A 24,306-nucleotide genomic window follows, 5' to 3' on the forward strand; every position below is an offset into this window, starting at 1 on the left:
ACCATATAGGTGGCTTTTTTTAGAACATACTCAACAACCTCAGTTAGCGGGAGAGCCTGCTTCGATTTCAGCACGCACAGCCTGAATCTGATCCTGCAGCACACTCAAACGGGTTGTATCCGTTTTATCTGCCTGATCCCAAGCTTCAGACAACGCTTCCAGCTGAGCTGTTGCATTATCAATAGAAATTTCGCTTACCGGCACAGCCTTGTCAGCCAATACGGTGCAGCGTGTGGGGGTAATGTCTGCAAAGCCACCGCCAACAAAGTAGCGATCCTTCACTGTATCCCCGTCATACAGGGCAACAACACCACCACGCAGAAGAAGCATCATGGGTGCCCGTTCTGGCATGGCGGCAATATCACCTTCCATGCCAGGCAGAACAGCCATATCTACTTCACGCGACACCAGAACCTTTTCAGGACTGATTATCTCAATCTGGATCGGCATGAATGCGCTCCTTCCCGAAGTCGGTTATTAAACCGACTCTCTCATTTTTTCTGCTTTGGCAACAACGTCTTCGATAGAACCTACCATGTAGAAGGCAGCTTCTGGCAGATCGTCATACTCACCAGCGCAGATGGCTTTAAAGGAACGCACGGTATCGGCAACAGAAACCAGCTTACCCGGTGCACCCGTAAACACTTCTGCCACATGGAACGGCTGAGACAGGAAGCGCTGGATACGACGGGCACGTGCCACAATCAGCTTATCGTCTTCAGACAGTTCATCCATACCCAGAATGGCAATGATGTCCTGCAGAGATTTGTAGGTCTGCAGAATACGCTGCACTTCACAGGCCACATCATAATGTTCCTGACCAACAATCTGCGGGTCCAGAGCACGAGATGTGGAATCCAGCGGATCCACGGCAGGATAAATACCCATTTCTGCAATTGAACGGTTAAGAACCGTGGTTGCATCCAAATGGGCAAAAGTTGCGGCAGGTGCAGGGTCAGTCAAGTCATCGGCTGGCACGTACACGGCCTGCACAGATGTAATGGAGCCCTTTTTGGTGGATGTAATACGTTCCTGCAGGGCACCCATTTCCGTAGCCAGCGTAGGCTGATAACCCACAGCGGAAGGAATACGACCCAGCAGAGCGGACACTTCCGAACCAGCCTGCGTAAAGCGGAAAATGTTATCAACGAAGAACAGAACGTCCTGATTTTCTTCGTCACGGAAGTATTCAGCCAGCGTCAGGCCCGTCAGAGCAACGCGCGCACGTGCACCCGGCGGTTCGTTCATCTGCCCGAACACAAGCGCCACTTTGGAGCCTTCGGTAGAACCGTTTTCACCCAGTTTGATAACGCCAGCGTCCTGCATTTCGTAATACAGGTCGTTCCCTTCACGGGTACGTTCACCAACACCAGCAAACACAGACACACCACCGTGCGCCTTTGCGATGTTGTTGATCAGTTCCTGAATAATAACGGTTTTGCCCACACCGGCACCACCAAACAGGCCGATCTTACCACCTTTAAGGTAGGGGCAAAGCAAATCAACAACCTTAATGCCGGTCATCAGAATTTCTGATGCGGCGGCCTGATCTTCAAAAGCAGGTGCCTGACGGTGAATAGGAGCGCGACGTGAGGTCGGGATCGGACCTTTTTCGTCAATCGGCTCACCAATAACGTTCAGGATACGGCCGAGTGTTTCCGGGCCAACTGGCACAGAAATCTGTGCGCCTGTATCAGCCACTTCTGCACCACGGACCAAACCGTCTGTGCTGTCCATGGCAATGCAGCGCACTTCGTGCTCACCAATTTCCTGCGCAACTTCCAGCACCAGTGTCTGATCACCCAGCTTGACGTGCAAGGCATTCAGAATTTTAGGCAGTTCACCTTCGAACTGCACGTCAACAACCGGGCCCTTAATCTCGGTAATGCGGCCAACTGCATTGGTCTTCGTGGCCGCAGGGGCCTGGGTCTGGGTTGTGGTATCCGACATGGGTCAGCTCCTGCGGGGCAAACGAGCGGGCTCAGACAGCCTGTGCGCCCGAAATGATTTCGATCAGTTCGTTAGTAATGTTTGTCTGGCGGGTTCTGTTATAAACCTTGCTCAGACTATCAATGGAACGCCCAGCATTACGCGTTGCGTTATCCATTGCCGTCATACGGGCACCGTTTTCGCCCGCTGCGGTTTCAAGCAGCGAAGCATAAATCTGAACTTGTAGATTACGCGGCAGCAGCATTTCCAGCAGCGTTGCTTCATCTGGTTCAAATTCATACAGAGCCACATCATTAGATGCCGCAGCAGGTTTTTCTTCTGCCTCATCCATAACCATGGGCACCAGCTGCTGACATGTCGGCACCTGTGTCATCGCGTTTTTAAACTTGTTGAACACAAGGGAGCAGACATCAATCTCTCCTGCTTCCAGCAGGGTGTTGATTTTTTCACCCAGATTGCTGGCAGCAGAAAAAGGTACTTCCTTACCGCTAACGCCGATAACCTTATCAATGATAAGATCAGCATAATCACGAGAAAAGAAGTTGAATGCACGGCGGCCAACAGGCAGCAACTTGACCGTTTTGCCTTCAGACTGAAGGCGACGGATTGTCTGCACTGTCAAGCGATGCACATTGGAGTTAAAACCGCCACAAAGCCCGCGGTCACTGGTCAACGGCACCAACAGATGCACCTTATCCTGACCTGTGCCTGCCAAAAGGCGCGGACCACCGTCCTCACCTTTTGTAGCAGCAGCAAGCTCACCTAGCATACGACGCATGGCCGCTGCGTAGGGACGTGCGGCTTCCGCACTGGCCTGAGCCCGCCGCAGCTTGGCAGCCGCCACCATTTTCATGGCGCTCGTGATCTTCCGTGTCGATTTGATACTTCCGATACGCGCGCGGAGTTCCTTCAGGGAAGCCATTGGACGATTCTACCCTCTTAGCCGGCAAAGTTGCGGTTGAAGGTTGTCAGGTATTCTGTCAGGCGTGCTTCCAAATCTTTGGAAAGAGCCTTTTCCTTTTTAATGGTATCCAGAATATCTTTACCTGCGCTGCGCACATCGTTCAGCAGCGCACGTTCCCAACTCACAACCTTATCGACAGCAATACCATCAACAAAACCACGGGTGCCGGCAAAGAGCACAACAACCTGTTCTTCAACTGTAAGCGGAGAAGACTGGCTCTGCTTCAGCAACTCAACCAAACGGGCACCACGTGCCAGCATCTTCTGGGTTGCCGGATCAAGGTCAGATGCAAACTGAGAGAACGCAGCCATTTCACGATACTGCGCCAGTTCCAGCTTAATCTTACCTGCTACCTGCTTCATGGCTTTGATCTGTGCAGCAGAACCCACACGAGACACAGAACCACCCACGTTCACCGCAGGGCGAATACCGCGATAGAACAGGTCGGTTTCAAGGAAGATCTGACCATCTGTAATGGAAATAACGTTTGTCGGAATATAGGCAGAAACGTCACCAGCCTGCGTTTCAATAACAGGCAGAGCCGTGAGCGAACCTGCGCCATATTCATCAGACATCTTCGCAGCGCGTTCCAGCAAACGGGAGTGCAGGAAGAACACGTCACCCGGATAAGCTTCACGGCCTGGCGGACGACGCAGCAGCAGAGACATCTGACGGTAAGCCACAGCCTGCTTGGAAAGATCATCGTAGCAGATCAGGGCATGCATACCGTTGTCGCGGAAGTATTCACCCATCGCGCAAGCGGCATAAGGTGCCAGATACTGCAGCGGAGCCGGATCAGATGCGGTGGCAGCAACGACGATGGAATATTTCATCGCGCCTTTTTCTTCCAGCAGACGCACAAGCTGCGCAACCGTGGAACGCTTCTGGCCGATAGCAACGTAAATGCAGTAAAGTGACTTCTTGTCGTCACCTTCATCATTCACGGTTTTCTGGGCAAGAATGGTATCTGTCAGAATGGTGGTTTTACCGGTCTGACGGTCACCAATCACCAGTTCACGCTGACCGCGTCCAACCGGCACGAGGGCGTCAATGGCTTTAATACCGGTCTGCATCGGTTCATGCACGGACTGACGCGGCATAATGCCAGGCGCTTTAACTTCAGCGCGGCGCAGCTCAACGTCTGCCAGCGGGCCTTTACCGTCAATCGGGTTACCCAGACCATCAACAACGCGGCCAAGCAGTCCCTTACCAACGGGAACGCTCACCACCATACCGGAACGGGTAACAGTGTCACCTTCACGGATATTGGTGTCATCACCAAAAATAACGATACCGACGTTATCGCTTTCCAGGTTCAGGGCCATGCCCTTCTGACCGGCGGTTGGAAAGTCCACCAGCTCGCCTGACATTACATTCTGCAGGCCGAACACACGGGCAATACCGTCTCCGACAGACAGAACCGTGCCGGTTTCGACAACATCAGATTCCTTATCGAACGAGGCAATCTGCTGCTTGAGGATATCCGAAATCTCTGCGGGACGGATTTCCATCACGCGGCTCCCTTCATGGCGTAATGCAAACGAAACAGGCGAGTCTTAAGGCTGGCGTCATAAAGCTTTGCCCCCACCCGCACGACCAAACCGCCGAGGAGGGAGGAATCGACACGCTCGCGAATATTGATACGGGAGTATCCGGCTTCCGCCAGCCGTGCCTGCACTTGGGCACGTTGCTCAGGCGTAAGTGGATAAGCGCTGGCAACTTCTGCCACCACTTCACCCCGGCGGGAAACGGCCAGCGCATCAAGCGCAGCCAGAATCCGGCGCAAAACAGGCAGGCGGCGGTTATCAGCCACAACGCCCACAAAATTACGAAGAGTCTGCCCGAACCCCTGTGCCTCAAGCACAGCCAAAACGGCTTTGCGAGATACAAGGATATCAAGACGCCTGTCTTCCAGGACCGTGCGCAAAGGCGCACTTTCATCAATCAGGCGCGCAAGAGCGGCACCTTCATCAAGCACTGCATCCAACTGGCGCTGTTCGGCTGCAAGATCATAAAGCGCCGTTGCATAACGGCCTTCAAGACCATTGGAAGCAAAAGCAACCGGTTGTGCTGTCGTTACGCCCGAGGCCACCACTCTTTTGGTTCTTTCCTTCTGTGCGCGCCGGCATTCCACACTAACAAACTCTGACGGTGCCGCGGCTTATCCGTTAAAGGTCTTACAGCACGCAACCATCGGCGCGGCCTCTAGCATGCTCATCAGCCCCACGCAACATCCCTGACGCGCCATTTTTGTTTCCACACCCGTTTGTGCCACCCAAAGCGCGCAAAAACAGGCCATAAATCACCACAAACCACGAAACAGAAAAAGACGCCAGACACGTAATAAAAAACTCACCTGCCAACATCCACGATGATGGGGGAGAAATTCTTGACTAACCAAATTTTCAGGAAGGAAGATGGAGCGGACAGAGGGAATCGAACCCTCCTCAGTAGCTTGGAAGGCTACTGCATTACCACTATGCTATGCCCGCATACTCCATGTGCTTTTGCCACTACCTGCAAAGGCGACATTTTGCAAGTTTGAAGATAAAAATTTTAACCATCCGCCAAAAAAGGGCAGACATTTGTTGTTTGCCTCTTGACTTTAAGCCCGCAACATATTTTCTTCCGCCACCTGCAAAGGCTGCTGTTAAGTGGCTGGTCAGGCTGACGGTTATCCGTTATAGCATTGATCCAGCTACGGCAGACAGGCTGTAGGGGTGTAGCTCAATTGGCTAGAGCGCCGGTCTCCAAAACCGGAGGTTGTGGGTTCGAGACCCTCCACCCCTGCCAGGTTTAAGATTGCAGGTTCTGCGCCGTAGTTTCCGCCTTGTTTTTCTAAGTTTCAACGCGGAAATCCTGTGCGGAATGTGTGGTGTATTCAGGACTGCCGCCGGAAAACATCCGGTTTTCGTGCAGTGTAGAAAGGGTGGTTCGTGTCGTTCAGTCCCGGTAAGTTCCTGCATGATGTGCGTGCCGAGGCGGAACGGGTCACATGGCCCACCCGCCGTGCTACCTTGGTAACCACGGGCGCCGTTCTAGCCATGGCAGGCATGGCATCCATTTTCTTCTTTTTTGTTGACCAGCTGATCGGTCTCGGTGTGCGTCAACTTTTCGGGCTGGGAGGCTAACGACATGGCCAAACGCTGGTATGTGGTTCACGTCTATTCGGGCTTCGAAAAGAAAATTGCCCAGCACATCCGTGAAGAAGCGGAACAGAAGGGCCTGAGCGACCATATTGATGAAATTCTGGTGCCTTCTGAGGAAGTCATTGAAGTGCGTCGTGGCCAGAAGGTAAATACGGAACGCAAGTTCTTCCCCGGCTACGTGCTTGTCAAAATGGAAATGACTGACGAGACATGGCATCTGGTGAAGGATACCCCAAAGGTTACGGGTTTTCTGGGAACCAGAAACCGCCCTACCCCTATTTCTGCAGCTGAAGCTGAACGCATTATCAAGCAGACAGAAGAAGGTGTGCAGCATCCTCGTTCTGCCGTCTCGTTTGAGGTGGGTGAGCAGATTCGCGTGGCAGATGGTCCGTTCACATCCTTTAATGGTGTGATTGAAGAAGTGGACGAAGAAAAAGGCCGCTTGAAAGTCAGCGTCTCTATTTTCGGGCGTTCTACACCGGTGGATCTGGAATACAATCAGGTGGAAAAGCTGTAAAATCAGCTTTTTTATCCGAAAGAACTCAAGGCGGCCTTACGGCGTGTCGTCAGTTAAGCCCTGAGAGTGGCACGTGAGGGTTGTACTTTGTGTCTGCGTGTGCTGACTGTTTTCCCATTTTTTGGGGAGACAGACAGATGCGGCGCTATAGTTTACGCGATGACCAGTGGGAGCGGATAAAGGATCTTCTTCCTGGTCGAGAAGGCTATGTCGGCGGCACTGCGGTGAACAACCGTCTGTTCGTGGAGGCGGTGCTGTATCGCTATCGCGCGGGTATTCCATGGCGCGACCTTCCTGCCCGTTTCGGTGACTGGAAAAACGTGCACCGGCGTCTGCGCCGCTGGTGTGAAAGCGGCGTCATCGAACGGATATTTCGTTATCTGGCCGCTGATTACGACAACGAATACATGATGATCGACAGCACAATTGTCCGAGCGCATCAGCATAGTGCCGGAGCTCTCAAAAAAGGGGCACGGATCAGGCCATCGGACGATCACGAGGCGGGCTAACTACAAAGATCCATGCCATCTGCGACGCTCTGGGCAATCCAGTGGAACTCGGCATCACACCGGGACAGGATGCCGATATCACCCAGGCAGAACCACTTCTGGAAAACATCGAACCGGATGCTTTCCTTGCTGACAAGGCGTATGACGCGGACAGGTTGATCGATCGGCTGATACAGCGCGGGATTACCCCGGTCATCCCGCCAAAACGCAACAGAACGACACGACGGAAAACCGATTTTTCTCTCTATCGCGAACGGAACCTTGTTGAGAGGTTCTTCAATAAACTCAAGCAGTTTCGCGCTATCGCAACCCGCTACGATAAACTGAAATCGACCTTCCTCGCAGCCGTGCAGTTCGCCTCAATCATCATCCTGCTTAACTGACGACACGCCGTAGTGCCGCCTTTTTTATTGCCTTAACCCAGACTTGCTGTTTGCGCTCTTTCTTTCTGCATAAAAAACCGCTGTAATCTTGCCCTTGGCCTCACAATTCATGGAGTTATCATGCCATCTGCTTCCACGCCCCAACTGCGAGGAATGGCCCTTCTTAATAATGCGCACCTGAACAAGGGCACGGCGTTTACCGAGGAAGAGCGCCGCCTTTATGGGCTGGAAGGATTGTTGCCCACACAGGTTGAAAACCTAGACAGGCAGGTAGAACGCATCCACCGCCACCTTGAGGCCAAACCCAGCAATCTGGAACGCTATATTTATCTGAGTGGCCTGCGCGATCAGAACGAAACCCTCTTTTACAAAGTTCTGATGTCTAACCCGGCCCGATTCGTGCCGATTGTATATGCGCCCACACTGGCCGCCGTATGCCAGCAATTCAGCCATATCTATCGCCGTCCCCGTGGCATGTATATCAGCTTGGATATGCGTGGCCGTATTAAGGATGTGCTGCACAACTGGCCGATGGAAAATGTCCGCTTCATGTGTGTGACCACAGGCGGCCGTATTCTTGGGCTGGGTGATATTGGCGTAAACGGTATGGGTATCCCCATTGGCAAGCTGGATCTTTATACAGCCTGCGGCGCAGTGCCCCCCGATTCGCTTTTGCCTGTGCAGCTTGATATTGGCACCACAAACAGCGCTTTAAGAGCTGACCCTCTGTATCTGGGGCTGCGGCGTGAACCACCCCCGTTAGAAGAACTCGATTCTTTTGTAGAAGAATTTATTGAGGCCGTGCAGGAAGTCTTCCCGCAAAGCTGTATCCATTTTGAGGATTGGAAGGGCACGGATGCCCTACGCTACCTCAAAAAATATCATGACCGCGTGCTGTGCTATAATGATGATATCCAAGGCACGGCCGCTGTTACCTTAGCAGGCCTGATTACAGCACTGAAAATCAAGAACGAATCGCTTGCTCAGCAACGCTTCTTGTTCCTGGGGGCGGGCTCCTCCGGCATTGGTACTGCCGATATGCTGGTTTCCGCCTTGAAGCAGGAAGGGCTATCTGAGCAGGAAGCCATTGACCGCATTACGTTAATGGATGTGAACGGTCTTTTAGAAACCTCACGCACTGATCTGCTGCCCGAACAGGAACGGTTCGCCAAGAATCTCCCGCCATCACGTGATCTGCTGGGCATGATCAAAACTGTTAAACCCACAGTGCTGATTGGTGTTTCCACCGCTGGCGGCTCTTTCACCCAAGACGTGGTGGAAGAAATGAGCAAGCTGAACGAACGCCCCATTATTTTCCCGCTCTCTCTGCCGCAGAAAAATGGGGAATGCACGGCTGAGCAGGCCTATGAATGGTCTAAAGGACGTGCACTTTTTGCTGCTGGCCTACAGTACCCAGAAGTGACGTATAATGACCGCACGTTCTATCCGGGGCAGGCCAATAACTTCTACATCTTCCCCGCTCTGGGGCTGGCTGTGTATGCTACCTGCCCCAAGCTGATTACAGATGAAATGGTAATTGAAGCCGCACAGGCTCTGGCGGATCAAGTAGATCCGGCAGCGCGTGAACGGGGACGGTTGTTCCCGCCACAAAGCGATATTCTGGAAGTGTCCATCACCTCCGCCACACGTATTGCGGAGTTTATTTTTGATAAAAACGCCGCGACGGTGGAACGCCCCAAAGACATTCGGGCTTGGATTGAAAATCTAACCTACAAACCACGCTATACGGACTAACCCTTAAAAAAAGGCTGAAGGACATTTGCTCCTTCAGCCTTTTTTATTGCCGTGGTTAGTGCTGCACAGCAAATCCAAACACATTGGCATAAAAAGCCAATTCTTCTGCAAAGGCCGTGCGAATAGTCGCTTCCTTGCGGAAGCCATGCCCCTCCCCTTCAAATTCTCGTAAAGTCACAGGCGTTCCCACGGCTTTCAAAGCTTTGGCCATGGAATATGCCTGTTCTGGCGGTACAACTTTATCGTCCATTCCCTGCAATAGCAGCACAGGGGCGCGAATCTGATCCGCAACGGAAATTGGAGAGCGCTGCAGATAAAGAGCCTCAGCTTCTGGCCACGGGCCAATTAAACCATCCAGATAGCGTGCTTCAAATTTATGTGTTTCCTGCGCCAAAGCGCGCAAATCAGTTACGCCATACAGGCTCACACCTGCCGCGAAGATATCTGAAACAGCCAACGCTACCAGCACAGTCATACCTCCTGCACTGGAACCCCGGATGGCAATACGATTCGGGTCTACACGCCCCGATTCTACAACGGCACGGCAAGCAGACAGACAATCTGCCACATCCACCACACCCCATTGGCCTTTAAGACGATTCCGCCATGCACGACCGAATCCGGTAGAACCACCATAATTCACATCCAGCACGGCAAACCCGCGAGACGTCCACCACTGGATTTTAAATGACAAACCTTCCTGCGCCCGTGCAGTAGGCCCTCCATGAACCTGCACAATCATAGGAGGACGTTCCCCCTTTGGCACACACACATGGCGGTTAGTCGGCGGATAAAAGAAGGCATGCCCCATCAAGCCCTCTTCTCCATCCACTGAAAAACAAATCGATTCGGGTATAGAAATATCTGCAACATCCAATTGTTCAGTTGATGCGCGCTGCAAAATAATCTCTGCACCTTTCTCAGGCGTGCCCACCACAACAGAAGGCAGAGCATCTGGTGGCGCTTGCAACCAGGTAAAACGGCCATCTGCCAAGGGAACAGGGCATTGGTCCGGTTTGGCATGGAAGATGCGATACTCAGATGCACCGTCCTGTTTTATCCAACATGTTGCTTGGCCCTGCGTAACGGCCAGAACCAGACAGCCACCATTTTTGAACAATTGATAGCTACTCTGCCCAAACACCCATGCTGGCTGCCCTACTTCCCCTTCAGGAGCAGGATAACGGGATAAGGTCGGGCTTTTTTCCTGCCAATTCACGTTCCATATCGTCCAACTTCCTGAACGATCAGACAAAACAAGCAATTGCCCATCAGATGTCCAGCGCGGCTCTATAAGCGATTCGCTTATTTGTTCGCCCGCCAGCACACGAGCATCTGCAATACTGCAGATGTCACCCGAAGCATTTCTCTGAACACGGGCAAGGCACAGGCGCGTGGCATCCCACGGCATGTTGGGGTGATCCCACTCAACCCATACCAACAATGTTCCATCTGGTGACAAAACCGGTGCTGCGTAAAAACCTGCTCCAGCTTTCAACACCGTACCGGCTTTGTTGCCTTGAGGGTGCAATGCCACCAGTGCCGTTTTGGCCTCACCCGCTTCTCGGTGATCTTCCCGCACGGCCAGCACTGTTTCGGAACTTACGTCAAACCGCAGATCAGCAAACCGAAGCCCTGTCTCTCCAGCCACAAAAACTGCTGCGGTATCTTCTTCCCTGCGCAGCCACACGCTTCCTGCACGTTTATCGGAATAGGCAATGCAGCCTCTTTTTACAGCATAAGCGCCACCGCCATACTCATGCACACGGGTTGCCACATCTGTATCTGGCTCCAGCGCTTCAGAGGCACCTTCTTCCTGCGTCCAACGCATCAGCACAGAGCGGCCTGCCTCTGCGGGCCGTCGTTCCAGCCAGAAAACCGTATTTTCTACAGCCCGAACCTCGGAAAAAGACAGTGTCTTTCCTGCCACCAGATCCGGCGTAACAGGGGAAGGCCATGTGCCACACGGCATTGGCGTGACAGAAGAAGAAAGAGGAGGTGTGTTATTCATGCTGGTATTTTTTACCATTCTGGCAGTTGCATCCAGAAAAACATGCACCCGGACACCGCACGTGTTAAGCATTGCACCATACGCTCTTACGCAGAATGCTTGACACAACAGAACCTGAACGGTTTCTGCCGTGAGCAATCTCGTGCTCTGTCTAAATTGGATGTTCTGTTCTGTTACACTCTTTGCACAATTTCTTTTCGGTAGATTACCTGAGCAGCCTTTTCGCCCAATACGGTTATGGGGTGGTAGGGGTTGTGGTAATGCTAGAAAGCATGGGCTTTCCGCTGCCTGCAGAAAGCCTGCTTATTACCGGAGCGCTGTTTTGTGCCACAACGCACAAGTTGCATATTGAGGGCGTAGCGCTGGCCGGTGTGCTGGGTGCCATTATGGGCGACAATTTCGGCTATCTGATTGGCCATCTTGTTGGGCTGCGGATGTTGCAGAAATATGGCCCCAAAATTGGCCTGACATCTCAGCGCCTTTTGTTAGGACGCTATGTTTTTCTCAAACACGGTGGCCCGGTTGTATTTTTTGGACGGTTTATTGCCGTACTGCGTATGTTTGTAGCCTTGCTGGCCGGAGCGAACCATATGCCGTGGCATACGTTTTTATTCCATAACGCGCTTGGTGGCATATTCTGGGCCGGTGGTTACACGCTTATTGCCTACCTGCTGGGAAACGAGATCCTTCGGCTTTCCGGGCCGCTGGCTATCGCCTTTGGGGCAGTGGCCTGTATTGTCATCGGGTCTTTGTTCATATTCATCAAGCGCAATGAAAAACGTCTGACGGAGGAAGCCATGAAAGCAGCCGAGCAGGATGAACGCTTGAAAGTTCTTCCCTCATGACAGGGCGCAGAGCATGGCGCGTTAACCACAGCCAACCTGATCTGAAAGGGCAGGTTGCCCTTGTAACCGGTGGCAATAGCGGGCTGGGTTTTCAGGTTGCTTTAGGGCTTGCCCACAGGGGGGCACGTTTATTGCTGCCCGTAAGACACGCGGAGCGTGGGCGTGAAGCCATATCCCGCATCAAAGCAGAATGCCCAACGGCACAGATTATTCCTTTACCGCTGGATCTTTCTTCGCTCCAGTCTGTCGCGGAATGTGCTGCGGCTGCCACAAAATACACAGACCGGCTGCATCTGCTGGTGAACAACGCGGGCGTTATGGCCCCAACACGCCGCAAGGAAACCAAAAACGGCTTTGAGCTTCAGTTCGGCGTGAATCATCTGGGGCATTTTGCCCTGACAGCCCATTTGCGACATTTGCTGGAAAACGCTCCGGGCGGTGGGGTTGTTGTGAGTGTGGCCAGTTTGGCAGCCTGCAAGGGCCATATTCAGTTTGATGATCTGCAATCCCGCTATCGCTACAGCCCTTTTGGGGCATATCAGCAAAGCAAGCTCGCCAACCTGCTTTTTGCTATGGAATTGGCGCGCCGGGCGGGTGAACAGGGATGGAATGTGCACGCACGCGCAGCACATCCCGGTTGGGCCAGCACATCCATTATTGCCAATGGGCAGGCTGCTAGTCTGCCCGCGCCCCTTGGTCGTATTGAGCAATTTCTAGGCGGCATGATTCTACGCGTTATGGGGCAATCCGCCGCGCATGGGGCTGAGCCCATTTTATACGCTGCACTGTCCCCCACCGCCCGAGATGGGGATTATTACGGCCCGCAAGGGCATCATGAACGCCGCGGCCCACCCGGACCAGCCCATATTCCTCCTACGGCGCGCAAAGGCAGCACTGCCGCACGCCTATGGGATGTTTCTGAAAGACTGACCGGTACAAGCTGGTAATATCTTATAAAAAGGGTGGTGTCTCATAAACCAGACACCACCCTTTATTGTATTCAGAAGCGAGTCGAACGGCGTGTACGGCTCTGCTGCCGTAATACGCTTTCAATCCAGTCATTCAGCCTGCGTGTTGTGTCTTCTGCTTCTTCCCGATCTGGGTAAATTTCGGGAAAGCGTAGCGCCAGCCAACGCCATGCTACCAAACGCTTGTGCCGTTTTTCAGCACGTTCCAGTTCTTCACGCCCTGCCCGCTCACTTGAAGGCAAACGGCCCGTTCCCGGCGGAAGCACACGCCGCCCTGCGGCATGGTCTGCGGCCCAACCTACCAGACGGCGGATTCCATTATCTCGGTCATCCACCGGGCACATGGCGTAAGACCAGCGCGTTGTCAGATCCAGCCCTTCCACCCCTTCCAAGGCAGAAGCAATGGCAAAAGCCTGCTCCATATCTGACAACCGATAATTCGGATCATCCTTACGCAGCACGGCACGGTGAATACGTGAAAGAACACCGTACAGACTTTGAGAGCCAATTTCTGCTGCCACAGCTTTTACGATATCGGCATCAGGCTGCACGTATGGCCGCAAATCATCAGGTTGTTCGGGGTCTGCCTCCAACTGCCGACGAATAAAGGTTGGGCTGCCTGCACCAGCAAGAACGGCAACAACGCCGGTTTCGTGCTTGCCAAAACGGCCTGCACGCCCGCCAATCTGCTTTACTTCCTGCACGGTCAGATCCCGCGTCTGGCGGCCATCATATTTTTTCAGGGCCGCAAACACCACGCGCTTGATGGAAAGGTTAAGCCCCATGCCAATGGCATCTGTGGCCACCAGAATATCGGCTTCTCCATCATTAAAACGCTGGGCTTCTGCACGCCGCACCTCCGGGCTTAACGCCCCATACACCACGGCCACACGCTTGCCGTGCTGAAGCAGGGCTGCGCGTAAATCCAGAACCTCCCGGCGGGAAAACGCAATCAACGCATCCCCTGCCCCCAGATCCGCCAGCCGCACAGGGTGCGATGCTGCGCGCAGCGGACTTTTGCGTTCCAGAGAAATTTCATCCAGTGGATCACCGCACAATTCGGCAATACGCCGCACCATGGGAATACAATCTGGCGCGCCCAATACATATAAGTGCCGTGCAGGTGCGCCCATGATGGCGGCTGTCCACGCGGCACCACGGTCTGTATCAAACAGCATCTGGGCTTCATCAATAACGGCTACATCTACAGGGCTGTAAAACGGGCACATTTCCACCGTTGCAGCCAGATGCTTGCTGCCCGGCACCACAATCCGCTCTTCACCCGTAGAAAGAGAGGCCTCAACGCCTCTGGAAGCCAGTGCTTCACGAAATTCATGCGCCAGCAACCGCAACGGAGCCAGAGCCAAGCCGCTTTCAGCCTGCGCCAGTGCATTCAGGGCCGTATAGGATTTGCCGCTATTGGTTGGCCCCGTAACAAGAGTAATCTGTCTGTTAAGCGCGCGGGCAGTACGAAAATGCGCGGCATATCGGTCTAGCGCAGCCACACGGGCAATAACGGAGTTGGCAACCTTGCGGCCCATATCCGGTGCCGTTTTAGGGCCGCCAAATTCTGCCCCGCGGCCATTATCTTTCCGCCATTCACCCAGCTTGCCACGCAAAGCCACCAATGCGGCGGGGTCAAACTCCCACTTCTCACGGCCGCCGGATTCGCGCACCTTTCTGGCAACTGGCAGACGATTCTCTGCAATCCAGCGCAAAGCCTCACGTTGGGAGCAACGCAGCAGGCGCGGTACTTCTGCAAACGGAACAAGACTTTCTTCCCATTCCCGCAGTTGCGCTTCTTCCTTGTCGCGCTTCTGGCGGGCGGTCTGTTCTATTTTGCTGGCGGTCTGCTGCCTGCGGGCTTCCTCCCGCCGGGCCGTTTCAAGAAACGGATCTCCCTCTGGCAAACCAAACGCCACGGCAATAGCCATAAGCAGCAGATCTGTCTGATCGGGGGAAAGCACACGCCCTGTATCCACCAGATCAGCCTGCACTGTTTCAAACACAGCCCGAGGTGTTGCAGCATATCCACGCAGGCGAGACTCGGCCACAGGTGCTAGCGCGCGCTCTAGCTCCTGATCACCAGCCTGTGGGTCTGTAATACCAGAAACAGCTTCTTCTATTTCTTCCCGGCTGATCCAGATACGTCCGCTGCGGCGTGTTTTATCCAGCAGGCGGGAAATCCAACGCTTGCGCCGCACCTGGCACAAAACCTGAAGGTAGGTTTCATCCGGCACTTCATGGGCACCGGGCTCAAGATTACGGGCAAGGCGGCGGAGAACTTCGTGTTCTTCCTTCGCCTCTGGGGCAATAGTGGTGCGGGCTACAGCGCAGGCAAGAGCCTGACGGGCTGGAGAAGCAGAGCTGTCTGACGTCATGCTTTCTCTCTTGCGTCATCCTGCGGGCCGGAACAATGCCTTGGCGGCATACTTCATGCAAAATAAATCAGAAACCTGCCTTGCCCCTACAGCCCGATTTGGCCATTGTGGCGCCCCCAACCTACCCAGCAGACAGAAGCGGCAGGCGGTTTTCAGCCAGTTACGTGTTGCGCGAACACGTTGTGTGATGAATTTACACTGGCATTAGACGCCTCACCCTTCTAAAAACGCCGCCAGCAAGAAATTCACGGTGCTTTTGTATCTACTACGCAAAGGCACATTGTTCTGATCTGCTACAAGCGGAGTACATAGCGGTCCATGTCTGAAACCATGCTTGAAAACGATATCCTGCCACGGATGTCTGCCTCTGAAGTGCCCAGCGGCCTGCTGCCTGTTGATGGACAGGAAGGCGTGTGGCATCTGGCCCCGCCTACAAAAGAATACGGGCACCTTTACCCCGCCAAGGTTCTGACCGTTCATCACTGGACGGACCGCCTGTTCAGCTTCACCACCACCCGTGACCCCGGCCTACGCTTTGAAAACGGCCAGTTTGCCATGATCGGGATTGAAGTAGACGGCAAGCCCCTGCTGCGTGCCTATTCCATTGCATCCCCCAACTATGCGGATGAAATGGAATTTCTTTCCATTGCTGTGCCCAACGGCCCGCTAACATCCCGCCTGCGCCACGTAAAAGTGGGTGATACGGTGCTGATCGGCCGCAAACCAACCGGCACACTGTTGCTGGATAACCTGCGCCCCGGCCGTAACCTGTATTTCCTGTCCACCGGCACAGGGCTGGCCCCGTTCATGAGCCTGATCAAGGATCCGGAATGCTACGAACGGTATGACCACGTTATTCTGACACACACCGTGCGTCTGTCTGGCGAACTGGCATATTCCAACCATATCCGCCACGAACTGCCGGAACACGAATTCCTTGGTGAAGAAATCAAGGAAAAGCTGCTGTATTACCCAGCCGTTACGCGTGAAGACTTTGCCGTAACAGAACGCATCACCAAGCTGATTGAATCGGGCAAGATCTTCAAGGATCTGAACATTCCTGAGCTTGATCCCGAACATGACCGCGTCATGATCTGCGGTTCTCCGGAAATGCTGGCTGATACGGAAGCCCTGCTGCGTGCGCGTGGGTTTGATGAAGGCAACATGTCCACCCCGGGCGCATACGTGGTGGAAAAAGCGTTTGCCGAACGATAAGGCACGCGTTTTTATGCCCAACACCGCCGCTTAAGACACATTATTAAAGGAGCACGCCCCATGAGCTATGATTTTGATCTTCTGGTTATTGGGGCGGGCTCCGGCGGCGTACGGTGCGCGCGCATTGCGGCCAGCCACGGTGCGCGCGTTGCCATTGCAGAAAGCCGACACTGGGGCGGTACCTGTGTGAATTTGGGCTGTGTGCCCAAAAAGCTTATGGTACAGGCCAGTGAATACGGTGATATGGTAGATGACAGCCACGGATTTGGCTGGACCTCTACCCGCGGCACGCATGACTGGGGCAAGCTGATGACCGCCAAGGATCGGGAAATTACCCGCCTGAACGGCATTTATGTCTCCATGCTGGAAAAAGCCGGTATTACGCTCCTGACCGGCCATGCCCGATTTGTAGATGGGCACACTGTCCGCATTGAACCTTCCCCCCTTGCGCCGGATGAATCCCCCCGCACCATTACGGCAGAACGCATTGTTATTGCCACCGGTTCCACACCCGTAAAACCTGATATCCCCGGCGCAGAACTGGCCATTACATCAGACGAGGCCTTTCACCTGCCGCAACGGCCAGAACGGGTGGTTATTATTGGCAGCGGGTATATCGGGCTAGAGTTTGCCGGTATCTTTGCAGGCTTGGGTTCCAAGGTAGATCTGGTCTATCGGCGTGATTTGCCCTTACGCGGTTTTGATGAAGAAATGCGCAGCGCCATGGCGGAAGCCATTGATGCACGCGGCATTACCCAGCACCGCCACGCCTGTTCCACCGCCATTGCCAAAGAGGGCGCAGACCTTGTGGTAACGCTGGATAATGGCCAGCACCTGCACACAGATTGCGTATTTATGGCAACGGGCCGACGCCCTAAAATTGATGCGTTGGGGCTGGAAAATACAGCCATTACCACCGCAGATAATGGGCGCATCAAGGTGGATATGAATAGTGAGACAGCCCAGCCGGGCGTTTACGCCATTGGGGATGTTACAGACCGTATCAACCTTACCCCTGTTGCCATTGCAGAAGGCCATAATCTGGCTGACCGCCTGTTTGGCAAAGGGCCTGCCCGCCAATGGTGCTACGCCACAACCCCCAAGGCTGTTTTCTTCTCTCCTCCGTTGGCAACTGTTGGGCTGACAGAGGAAGAAGCCGCCCGCAATGGCGTGGTAGACATTTATTTCACACGCTTTACCCCCATGCGGCACACTCTGACCGGCCGCACACGTAAAACAGTGATGAAGCTGGTTGTTGACCAAAAAAGCCAGAAGGTTGTGGGCGTGCATATTCTGGGGGATGACGCACCAGAAATGCTTCAGGGTGTTGCCATTGCTGTAACGGCTGAACTGACAAAAGTAGATTTTGACCGCACAATCGGTATTCACCCCACATCGGCTGAAGAGCTGGTGACCATGCGTACCCGCACGCGGGAAACCCCAAAAGCTGAAGGATAATTCCCTATGGCACCTTCTGCCCCTTTTATTGGCGACCAGCGCGGCCCCTTTGATCTGGCATTAAAAGGTGGTTCCGTTGTGCTGCCTGATGGCACAGTAGAAACCACTGTTTACGTGAAAGATGGCACCATTGCCGCCATTGGCGGGCAGGCTGATGCCGCCCGCACCATAGACTGCACGGGCCTGACCATTCTGCCGGGCGTTATAGATACGCAGGTTCATTTCCGTGAACCGGGTGCAGAGGAAAACGAAAACCTCGAATCCGGTAGTCGTGCTGCTGTGCTGGGTGGGATAACGGGTGTGTTTGAAATGCCCAACACTAAACCCACCACCTCTACGCCAGAAGCGGTGGCAGACAAGCTGGCACGCGCAAAAGGCCGCATGTGGTGTGAACACGCCTTTTACGTAGGCGCTACGGTTGATAACGCCGACCAATGCGGTGAACTGGAAAAACTACCGGGCACAGCTGGTATCAAGGTGTTCATGGGCTCTTCCACCGGCAGTCTGCTGGTTTCAGAAGACAGTATGCTGGAACGCGTGCTGAAATCTGGCCAGCGCCGCGTGGCCATTCATGCCGAAGATGAAACTCGGCTGAAAGAACGCATGGGGGAACGGATTGAAGGAGATCCTTCATCCCACCCCGTTTGGCGGGATGATGAAACAGCCCTGCGTGCCACCACACGTGTGTTGCACCTAGCCCGCAAAACCGGGCGACGCGTGCATGTACTACACATCACCACCCCCGCAGAACTGGCCCTCATTGCCCAGCACCGCGACGTGGCAAGCTGTGAACTCACCCCCCAGCATCTGACACTGGCGGGGGAAGAAGCCTATCCCCGGCTCGGCACCTTTGCGCAGATGAATCCGCCAATCCGTTCTGGTGCACATCGTGATGGCCTGTGGCATTGGGTATCCCAAGGCTTGCCAGATGTGATTGGGTCTGACCACGCGCCCCATAGCAAGGAAGCCAAAGGCCGCACCTATCCGGCCTCTCCCTCTGGTATGCCGGGCGTGCAAACGCTTCTGCCCCTTATGCTCAACCATGTTGCACACCATCGGCTCACACTGCGCCGCCTGGTGGATTTAACATCCGCTGGTCCGCAGCGTCTGTTTAGCTTGGTGCGTAAAGGCCGCATTGCTGTTGGGTATGATGCAGACTTCACGATTGTGGATCTAAAAGCCCAGTGGACGATCAAGGAAGAATGGTTGGCCTCACGCTGCGGGTGGTCTCCCTTTACAGGAAACACCATTACTGGCCGCCCTGTTGGCACCATTATCCGCGGTCATCAGGTGATGTGGGAAGGCACATTGGCAGACAAAGCTATTGGTGAGCCTTTCCGTTTTGATGCCACAGACAGGCCTGCAGGCTAAACCTCCGGCGCAGCCATTCAGCGCATAGCAAAAACCCCTTCCACCGTATTGGTAGAAGGGGTTTTGTTTTTATGGTGCTATACGTTTGTAAAAATCAGGGAAAGCTGGACCGTTTATAGGGGTAGCGATCAACCATCATCCGCAAAGGCGCAAACTCCTTGTTGGAAAATGACCTGTAATGCACCTGTGAGCCATCCGGGTTTTCAACAAACACGGTAGAGTTCCAATCTGCGGCACTGATACCTGTCCAAAGTGTAAGCACCAGTGCTTCCTTGCCTTGGGCATCGTTCAGCACCATGCGGGCATCGCCCGATGATGGCGGCGTACGTGTTAACGGCCCCCAGCCACCTTTGTTATCCTTAAACCAGTCATTCACCGCTTTTACTTCATCTGGGCTGAGAGCACGTGTGCGGTGCATGGGGCCAACATCCAAAGTGCCGCTGGCTACTTGCGGAAAGGAAACCGGCTTCAGGTTAGGTAGCGCCACTTTCCAGATCAGCGCTGCCGTACTGAGCGTAAAAATAAAAAAGCCAATAATAAAAGCCGTCTCTTTCCGCATAATCTGTATCTTTCTCTTACCCGCGCACCGCTGCAATAACGCGGGCTACTTCTTCATCAGTCAGTTCCGGGTGGATTGGCAGCGCCAAAATCCGCTGTGCCAGATCTTCAGAAACAGGCAGCGCCGTACCATCATGATGATCACGGTAGGCTGGCTGTTTATGCAGCGGCAGCGGATAGTAAATGGCTGAAGGCACACCTTGCTCTTTCAGGCGGGCCTGCATCTGCTCACGCTCGGCACTATTTTTCAGCAATACGGAATAAATGGCCCATGCGCTCTGGCTGTCTGGCACGCGCGCGGGTACCTGCACCACATCTTTCAGACCTGCATCGTACTGGCAGGCAATTTCCTCACGCCGCGTCAGTTCTCGTGCAAAATCATCCAGCTTGGCCAGCAACACAGCGGCTTGCAGGGTATCCAACCGCCCATTCATACCGGTGCGCAAAACCTCATACCGGGTTGTGCCTTCGCCATGCGTACGCAGGGAACGATAAAGAGCAGCGCGTTCCGGGTCATCCGTTAGAATAGCGCCGCCATCTCCGTACCCACCCAAAGGCTTGGACGGAAAGAAGGAAAGCGTTGTTGCTGTGGCTTCCCGCCCCAAAGGCGCACCATTCAGCTTTGCCCCAAAGGATTGTGCGCAATCTGCCAACAGAAAAAGATCTTCTTCCTGCGCAATGGCGCGCAAATCTGCCCACGGTGCAGGCTGGCCGAACAGATCCACCCCAACAATGGCGCGGGGCTTCAGTTTACCTGCTTTTCGCACAGCACGAATACGGCTGCGCAGATGCTCTGGGTCAATCTGGAAAGTGTTTGGGTCAACATCTACAAAAACGGGCGTGGCACCCAAAACCAAAGGCACTTCTGCCGTGGCGGTATAGGTAAACGCTGGCAGGAACACAGCATCACCCCGGCCAATCTGCTCCCCCATCATCACAATCTGCAAAGCATCTGTGCCGGAGGAAACACCCACGCATTCCTGCGCACCACACCACTGGGCCAAACGCTGTTCCAGTTCCTGAACTTCTGGCCCCATTACAAAGCGACAATGCGCCAGAACAGCCTCCAGCCGCTGCCGCAATGCGGGCTCCAGCCGTTTTTGCTGGGCTGCGAGATCAAGAAAAGCGATAGGCCTGTTTTGTGAACTGCTCATAATGCCACCTGCTCATTGCCATCGGCCTGCGCCTGTCCGCTGTGTACAACACCCGCAGCCATAGCACCAGACGCCGCAGATTCCGGCGCCAGGGCACGCACCTCTCCCGCTGGGTTATGATCGAATTCCGGCACCAGCAATGCCAGAATACGCAAAGCAGCCTGCACATCACCTTCTCGCGCATAGGCCGTAATCTGATCCACCGCCTGGCGTATCTGCTCCAGATCCACCAACCGAGGGGTAGCCATCAGTAAGCCGGGTTCATCGGTTGGCACCGGGGCTTCCCGACCGTGAAACAGTTCTTCATACAGTTTTTCACCGGGCCGCAGACCCGTGAAACGGATGGTTACATCTTCATCAGGGCGCAAACCGGCCATATGGATCATCTGCCGGGCCAGATCTACAATACGGACGGGTTCGCCCATATCCAGCACAAAAATACCACCATGCCGCAGCAGGTCATCAGTGCCAGAACCATCGGTATGGCGCATGCCGCGCACGCTGGCTTGCAGCACTAACCCCACAGCTTCTGGCACTGTCATAAAATACCGGCGCATTTCCGGGTGTGTGACTGTAAGTGGGCCACCGCGTTCTAGCTGCCGGCGGAACAGAGGAACCACAGAACCGGTAGACCCCAGCACATTGCCAAAGCGCACGGTAACACACCGCATGGCATCAGGCTTACCCGATGCACGGGCACGTACATCCAGCGCCTGACAGTACATTTCTGCCGCGCGCTTGGATGCCCCCATCAGGCTGGACGGATTTACCGCCTTGTCTGTTGAAATCACCACCATGGCCTGCGCTCCGTGGCGGGATGCCGTATCCGCCACAACGCGTGTACCATGCACATTGGTTAGCAACCCTTCTGCCGGGTTTGCCTCTACAATTGGTACATGCTTCAGGGCGGCAGCATGAAACACCAGTTCTGGGCGGAAACGGGCCATTACCTCATCTAGCCGGGCTTCATCTCGTACATCGGCCACGACCACTTCACGCGGCACATGGGGGGCACAATCTGCCAGCTCTACATCTATCTGCCACAGTTCAAACTCACCATGGTCGAGCAGGATTAGGCGTTCAGGGCCTAACAGAGCAATCTGCCGCACCAGTTCTGAACCAATGGTGCCACCGGCCCCCGTAACCAGAACTGTGTGGTTACCCACAAGCCGCTCCATACCTTCCCGGTCCAATGGCACTTGCGGGCGGTTGAGCAGATCTTCCAGCGGCACAGGGCGCAACTGCACACGTTCTGCTGGAGTAAGATCTGTTAAAGCGGGTGTGCGCAATACCGAGATACCATGCACAGCCGCAGCATCCAGAACATTTGTCAGGGCACGACCACGGAAAGAAGGGTCTGTCACCACCAAGGATTCGGGCAGTACGTTGTTTTTTGCCAGCCGGTCTAAAATGGCACCAATATCTTCTACGTGCCCAAGAATAGGCACGTTATGGATGCGCCGACCTGCTTGATGCGTGCCCAAAGCCACAAGCCCGACAACACGAATCCCGGCTTCCGGGTTACGCTCCAACGCACGCAAATACAGATCAGCAACCGTATCTGCCCCTATCAACACCACACGCCGCAAATTGGCGCGGCGGAGGGCTATTCTGTGCGCCAAGCGGTACCCAACACGCAGCCCGCCCAACATCACCAACAGAACCAGCGCATAAATAATGGGAAAGGTTAGACTGGGTAGCGGAAAGCCCACAGCCACAAGCCCGCACGAAAACAGTACGGAACTGGCAATAGAGGCCCCGGCAATACCCAAAAGATCTGAAACGCCCGAAAACCGCCAGTACTGTTGCGGCATACGAAATGGCACCCCGCTGACAAGCAGCGTGATAGCCCCTCCGGCCAGAAACCAGAGTGGATGCAGCAACCCATCTTGCGGGGCTGCCAACCACCGTGCCAGAGGTGCTGCCAAGGCTGCCAATACGCCATCCAACAGGATATTTACGGCTATCCTGTTTACAGGGCGCAGGCGCGGATTACGGTGCAGGGGCTGAGAGTGTTGTGATGCCATTATCTTGCACCTATAGCGTAGCACCTGCCATCCTAGAAGCGGCTCAACCGGACGACTGTCTTTTCATGTCTTTTTCTTTTTCCTGTGTGGCAATTTTTTGCCTGTTAGGTGCCTGCATTCTTTCAGCCTGCCTTGTGCGGGGTATGATCGGGCTTGCCGTTATGGATACACCGGGCCACCGCAGCGCCCATGATACGCCTACACCCAAAGGAGGCGGCATAGGCGTAATGCTTGCTTTTGCAGGTGTTTTGCCGGTTCTTATGTATGTTACTGGCCAGCCACTTTTTTCTTTCTCAGCCTGCGCGTTGGCTGCTGCCACCTTGTTGCTGTGCGCTGTTTCGTGGCTGGATGATATTTATCAATGGTCTCCGGCTATTAAATTTGCAGCGCAATGTGCCGCAGCCTGCATAATTGTAGCTGGAGGCATTACTCTGCCTTGGCCCACACCGGTTATTGGGGCTGCTCTTTCCATATTGTGGCTGATATTTATCACCAATGCCGTCAACTTTATGGATGGGTTAAACGGGCTGATTTCTGGCTGTTTATGTGTTGCAGCACTATGTCTGGCCGGAGCCGCCACTTATCTGGGCGTGCCAGCCTTACGCTGGCCTGCATTGCTCATGGCTTGTTGTTTGGCAGGTTTTCTGCCTTTCAATTTCCCCAATGCGCGTATTTTTCTGGGTGATGTAGGAAGCCAAGGGTGTGGCTTATTAGCTGGAGCTGCAGCCCTGTATATCGCGGCACATTCTCCACTGCCCTCAGGGTGGGTTGTTGGGTCTGCACTGCTGTTTCCGTTGATTTATGATGTTATTTTTACGCTTATTCGCCGCAAATTGGCCGGGCATTCCTTGGTGCAGGCGCATCGTGGACATTTATATCAGGTGTTACACCGGAGCGGCATATACGCCCCTGCCCTTTCCATTATGGAATGGGCCTTCACGCTTTGGGGTATGATGGTAAGCTGTTTTGTAGCCCCCATGCCGGTTGTGGCGGGAAGTATAACGGCTTTTATACTTGTGTGTGTGCCCCAACTTGTATGGACAGGCTTTGCCATTTTACGCACGCGCCAACACCCTGTTGGCGCGTGGTAA

General features: G+C 54.2%; 20 protein-coding genes and 2 tRNA genes. 11 read left to right on the forward strand and 11 right to left on the reverse strand.

Features of this window, described 5'->3' with window-relative positions; all coding sequences use genetic code 11:
• Nucleotides 1–39: 39 nt before the first annotated feature.
• The 6 genes from atpC to ABNV41_RS13220 form a co-directional block, all read right to left on the reverse strand.
• The gene (atpC, locus tag ABNV41_RS13195; RefSeq protein ID WP_050819016.1) at nucleotides 40–450 is read right to left on the reverse strand and encodes an ATP synthase F1 subunit epsilon; all 411 of its coding nucleotides are present in this window, start codon (nucleotides 448–450) and stop codon (nucleotides 40–42) included.
• 27 nt (nucleotides 451–477) lie between these two features.
• On the reverse strand, nucleotides 478–1,950 hold the full coding sequence (atpD, locus tag ABNV41_RS13200) for a F0F1 ATP synthase subunit beta (RefSeq protein WP_050819015.1): 1,473 nt from the start codon (nucleotides 1,948–1,950) through the stop codon (nucleotides 478–480).
• A gap of 31 nt (nucleotides 1,951–1,981) precedes the next feature.
• Nucleotides 1,982–2,872 (reverse strand): F0F1 ATP synthase subunit gamma, encoded by an 891-nt coding sequence (locus ABNV41_RS13205; RefSeq protein WP_035365852.1) that lies wholly within the window; start codon nucleotides 2,870–2,872, stop codon nucleotides 1,982–1,984.
• 17 nt (nucleotides 2,873–2,889) lie between these two features.
• The gene (gene atpA, locus ABNV41_RS13210) at nucleotides 2,890–4,425 is read right to left on the reverse strand and encodes a F0F1 ATP synthase subunit alpha (protein WP_050819014.1); all 1,536 of its coding nucleotides are present in this window, start codon (nucleotides 4,423–4,425) and stop codon (nucleotides 2,890–2,892) included.
• On the reverse strand, nucleotides 4,425–5,048 hold the full coding sequence (gene atpH, locus ABNV41_RS13215; RefSeq protein ID WP_012812312.1) for an ATP synthase F1 subunit delta: 624 nt from the start codon (nucleotides 5,046–5,048) through the stop codon (nucleotides 4,425–4,427). The genes atpA and atpH overlap by 1 nt, the downstream gene beginning before the upstream one ends.
• A 284-nt stretch (nucleotides 5,049–5,332) precedes the next feature.
• Nucleotides 5,333–5,406, reverse strand: a tRNA-Gly gene (locus ABNV41_RS13220).
• A gap of 224 nt (nucleotides 5,407–5,630) precedes the next feature.
• Here ABNV41_RS13220 and ABNV41_RS13225 point away from each other — a divergent pair.
• The 5 genes from ABNV41_RS13225 (at nucleotide 5,631) to ABNV41_RS13245 (ending at nucleotide 9,227) form a co-directional block, all read left to right on the forward strand.
• Nucleotides 5,631–5,707, forward strand: a tRNA-Trp gene (locus ABNV41_RS13225).
• A 143-nt stretch (nucleotides 5,708–5,850) separates the two neighbouring features.
• Nucleotides 5,851–6,045, forward strand: coding sequence for a preprotein translocase subunit SecE (secE, locus tag ABNV41_RS13230; protein WP_003629800.1), 195 nt, complete (start codon nucleotides 5,851–5,853; stop codon nucleotides 6,043–6,045).
• Nucleotides 6,046–6,049: 4 nt separating this feature from the next.
• The gene (nusG, locus tag ABNV41_RS13235) at nucleotides 6,050–6,580 is read left to right on the forward strand and encodes a transcription termination/antitermination protein NusG (RefSeq protein WP_003629802.1); all 531 of its coding nucleotides are present in this window, start codon (nucleotides 6,050–6,052) and stop codon (nucleotides 6,578–6,580) included.
• 137 nt (nucleotides 6,581–6,717) lie between these two features.
• A protein-coding gene (locus tag ABNV41_RS13240) for an IS5 family transposase (RefSeq protein ID WP_087651418.1) occupies nucleotides 6,718–7,472 on the forward strand; the annotation gives its coding sequence in 2 pieces (ribosomal slippage) (nucleotides 6,718–7,057 and nucleotides 7,057–7,472; 756 coding nt in all).
• A gap of 120 nt (nucleotides 7,473–7,592) precedes the next feature.
• Nucleotides 7,593–9,227, forward strand: a complete 1,635-nt coding sequence (locus tag ABNV41_RS13245) for an NAD-dependent malic enzyme (RefSeq protein ID WP_050819012.1) — start codon at nucleotides 7,593–7,595, stop codon at nucleotides 9,225–9,227.
• A 55-nt stretch (nucleotides 9,228–9,282) separates the two neighbouring features.
• On the opposite strand, the gene ABNV41_RS13250 is transcribed toward ABNV41_RS13245, so the two are convergent.
• Nucleotides 9,283–11,310 carry a S9 family peptidase gene (locus ABNV41_RS13250; RefSeq protein ID WP_349934792.1) on the reverse strand — a complete coding sequence of 676 codons (2,028 nt, stop codon included), beginning with the start codon at nucleotides 11,308–11,310 and terminating at the stop codon, nucleotides 9,283–9,285.
• Between the two features lie 110 nt (nucleotides 11,311–11,420).
• Between ABNV41_RS13250 and ABNV41_RS13255 the strand changes: the two genes are divergently transcribed.
• Entirely contained in the window at nucleotides 11,421–12,083 is a 663-nt protein-coding gene (locus ABNV41_RS13255; protein ID WP_050819010.1) for a DedA family protein, read from the forward strand.
• Nucleotides 12,080–13,030 (forward strand): SDR family oxidoreductase, encoded by a 951-nt coding sequence (locus ABNV41_RS13260; RefSeq protein ID WP_050819009.1) that lies wholly within the window; start codon nucleotides 12,080–12,082, stop codon nucleotides 13,028–13,030. The genes ABNV41_RS13255 and ABNV41_RS13260 overlap by 4 nt, the downstream gene beginning before the upstream one ends.
• Before the next feature lie 53 nt (nucleotides 13,031–13,083).
• On the opposite strand, the gene ABNV41_RS13265 is transcribed toward ABNV41_RS13260, so the two are convergent.
• The gene (locus ABNV41_RS13265) at nucleotides 13,084–15,432 is read right to left on the reverse strand and encodes a helicase-related protein (protein ID WP_050819008.1); all 2,349 of its coding nucleotides are present in this window, start codon (nucleotides 15,430–15,432) and stop codon (nucleotides 13,084–13,086) included.
• A 318-nt stretch (nucleotides 15,433–15,750) separates the two neighbouring features.
• Between ABNV41_RS13265 and ABNV41_RS13270 the strand changes: the two genes are divergently transcribed.
• The 3 genes from ABNV41_RS13270 to ABNV41_RS13280 are packed head-to-tail and all read left to right on the forward strand — an operon-like array spanning nucleotide 15,751 to nucleotide 19,476.
• Nucleotides 15,751–16,647, forward strand: a complete 897-nt coding sequence (locus ABNV41_RS13270) for a ferredoxin--NADP reductase (RefSeq protein ID WP_050819007.1) — start codon at nucleotides 15,751–15,753, stop codon at nucleotides 16,645–16,647.
• A gap of 60 nt (nucleotides 16,648–16,707) precedes the next feature.
• On the forward strand, nucleotides 16,708–18,105 hold the full coding sequence (gorA, locus tag ABNV41_RS13275) for a glutathione-disulfide reductase (RefSeq protein ID WP_349934793.1): 1,398 nt from the start codon (nucleotides 16,708–16,710) through the stop codon (nucleotides 18,103–18,105).
• A gap of 6 nt (nucleotides 18,106–18,111) precedes the next feature.
• Complete coding sequence (locus ABNV41_RS13280) at nucleotides 18,112–19,476, forward strand: dihydroorotase (protein WP_050819005.1); 1,365 nt, start codon at nucleotides 18,112–18,114, stop codon at nucleotides 19,474–19,476.
• A gap of 94 nt (nucleotides 19,477–19,570) precedes the next feature.
• Here ABNV41_RS13280 and ABNV41_RS13285 read toward each other — a convergent pair whose 3' ends face one another.
• From ABNV41_RS13285 to ABNV41_RS13295, 3 genes are read right to left on the reverse strand one after another with little or no spacing between them, the layout of a single operon-like run.
• Nucleotides 19,571–20,035: a hypothetical protein gene (locus tag ABNV41_RS13285; protein WP_003629813.1), complete on the reverse strand. Its 465-nt coding sequence runs from the start codon at nucleotides 20,033–20,035 to the stop codon at nucleotides 19,571–19,573.
• 16 nt (nucleotides 20,036–20,051) lie between these two features.
• Nucleotides 20,052–21,188, reverse strand: a complete 1,137-nt coding sequence (locus ABNV41_RS13290; RefSeq protein WP_087651678.1) for a DegT/DnrJ/EryC1/StrS aminotransferase family protein — start codon at nucleotides 21,186–21,188, stop codon at nucleotides 20,052–20,054.
• The gene (locus ABNV41_RS13295; RefSeq protein WP_050819003.1) at nucleotides 21,185–23,215 is read right to left on the reverse strand and encodes a nucleoside-diphosphate sugar epimerase/dehydratase; all 2,031 of its coding nucleotides are present in this window, start codon (nucleotides 23,213–23,215) and stop codon (nucleotides 21,185–21,187) included. The genes ABNV41_RS13290 and ABNV41_RS13295 overlap by 4 nt, the downstream gene beginning before the upstream one ends.
• Between ABNV41_RS13295 and ABNV41_RS13300 the strand changes: the two genes are divergently transcribed.
• Nucleotides 23,209–24,306: a UDP-phosphate alpha-N-acetylglucosaminephosphotransferase gene (locus ABNV41_RS13300; RefSeq protein WP_050819002.1), complete on the forward strand. Its 1,098-nt coding sequence runs from the start codon at nucleotides 23,209–23,211 to the stop codon at nucleotides 24,304–24,306. The two genes, ABNV41_RS13295 and ABNV41_RS13300, sit on opposite strands and share 7 nt — an antisense overlap.

Origin of the sequence: Acetobacter sp. A11-2, assembly GCF_040208445.1 — a bacterium.
Lineage (GTDB): Bacteria > Pseudomonadota > Alphaproteobacteria > Acetobacterales > Acetobacteraceae > Acetobacter > Acetobacter oryzoeni.

What these genes read in the sequence shown, in the direction of transcription:
- ABNV41_RS13290 (WP_087651678.1), bottom strand. Translation starts at nt 21,188, where the DNA reads ATGAGCAGTTCACAAAACAGGCCTATCGCTTTTCTTGATCTCGCAGCC.
- atpD (WP_050819015.1), bottom strand. Translation starts at nt 1,950, where the DNA reads ATGTCGGATACCACAACCCAGACCCAGGCCCCTGCGGCCACGAAGACC.
- ABNV41_RS13245 (WP_050819012.1), top strand. Translation starts at nt 7,593, where the DNA reads ATGCCATCTGCTTCCACGCCCCAACTGCGAGGAATGGCCCTTCTTAAT.
- ABNV41_RS13260 (WP_050819009.1), top strand. Translation starts at nt 12,080, where the DNA reads ATGACAGGGCGCAGAGCATGGCGCGTTAACCACAGCCAACCTGATCTG.
- ABNV41_RS13250 (WP_349934792.1), bottom strand. Translation starts at nt 11,310, where the DNA reads ATGCTTAACACGTGCGGTGTCCGGGTGCATGTTTTTCTGGATGCAACT.
- atpA (WP_050819014.1), bottom strand. Translation starts at nt 4,425, where the DNA reads ATGGAAATCCGTCCCGCAGAGATTTCGGATATCCTCAAGCAGCAGATT.
- nusG (WP_003629802.1), top strand. Translation starts at nt 6,050, where the DNA reads ATGGCCAAACGCTGGTATGTGGTTCACGTCTATTCGGGCTTCGAAAAG.
- ABNV41_RS13205 (WP_035365852.1), bottom strand. Translation starts at nt 2,872, where the DNA reads ATGGCTTCCCTGAAGGAACTCCGCGCGCGTATCGGAAGTATCAAATCG.
- ABNV41_RS13285 (WP_003629813.1), bottom strand. Translation starts at nt 20,035, where the DNA reads ATGCGGAAAGAGACGGCTTTTATTATTGGCTTTTTTATTTTTACGCTC.
- ABNV41_RS13280 (WP_050819005.1), top strand. Translation starts at nt 18,112, where the DNA reads ATGGCACCTTCTGCCCCTTTTATTGGCGACCAGCGCGGCCCCTTTGAT.
- ABNV41_RS13270 (WP_050819007.1), top strand. Translation starts at nt 15,751, where the DNA reads ATGTCTGAAACCATGCTTGAAAACGATATCCTGCCACGGATGTCTGCC.
- gorA (WP_349934793.1), top strand. Translation starts at nt 16,708, where the DNA reads ATGAGCTATGATTTTGATCTTCTGGTTATTGGGGCGGGCTCCGGCGGC.
- ABNV41_RS13265 (WP_050819008.1), bottom strand. Translation starts at nt 15,432, where the DNA reads ATGACGTCAGACAGCTCTGCTTCTCCAGCCCGTCAGGCTCTTGCCTGC.
- ABNV41_RS13295 (WP_050819003.1), bottom strand. Translation starts at nt 23,215, where the DNA reads ATGGCATCACAACACTCTCAGCCCCTGCACCGTAATCCGCGCCTGCGC.
- ABNV41_RS13300 (WP_050819002.1), top strand. Translation starts at nt 23,209, where the DNA reads ATGCCATTATCTTGCACCTATAGCGTAGCACCTGCCATCCTAGAAGCG.
- atpC (WP_050819016.1), bottom strand. Translation starts at nt 450, where the DNA reads ATGCCGATCCAGATTGAGATAATCAGTCCTGAAAAGGTTCTGGTGTCG.